This is a genomic window from Synechococcus sp. BA-120 BA3 (assembly GCF_034931285.1).
Lineage (GTDB): Bacteria > Cyanobacteriota > Cyanobacteriia > PCC-6307 > Cyanobiaceae > Cyanobium.
Genome location: NZ_JAYGHZ010000240.1, coordinates 1 through 562 on the forward strand (window position 1 = coordinate 1; position 562 = coordinate 562).

The window sequence follows — 562 nt, forward strand, 5'->3', positions numbered from 1 at the left end:
CCTTCGGCCTCTCCCCCCTGGTGCTCGCCTGGGGGCGCACGGCGGTGAGCGATTCCCTGTTCAGCGGCCTGGTGGCCCTGGCGCTGCTGCTCTGCTGGCAGGCCTACGCCGACCCAGGCCGACGCTGGTGGCTGCCGTGGCCCGTGCTCGGGCTGGCCGTGCTGGCCAAGGGGCCGGTGGCGGTGGTGCTCCTGGGCCTCACCCTGCTGCTGTTCGGCTGGCTCCAGGCCGACGTCGCCGGGCTGTGGCGGCGGCTGCGGCCGCTGCGGGGCCTGGCGCTCACCGCCTTGGTGGCGGCCCCCTGGTACCTGCTGGCCCTCTACAGCGAGGGCCGTCCCTTCTGGGACAGCTTCTTCGGTTACCACAATCTCCAGCGCTTCACGGAGGTGGTGAACCGCCACCTGCAGCCGTGGTGGTTCTTCGTGCCGGTGATGCTGGTGGCCAGCCTGCCCGTCCCCCCGCTGCTGCTGGTCGGCCTGGCCCGGGCGATCGGACCGCTGCGGCGCTCCTGGTGCCCCACCTGGCCCCAGCCCCCGGCCGCCTCCCTGGCCCGCTTCGCCGC

At 74.4% G+C, this 562-nt stretch carries 1 protein-coding gene; it reads left to right on the top strand.

Features of this window, described 5'->3' with window-relative positions:
* On the top strand, positions 1-562 hold a 562-nt coding region (locus tag VB737_RS07535), incomplete at both ends, for an ArnT family glycosyltransferase (RefSeq protein ID WP_500312288.1).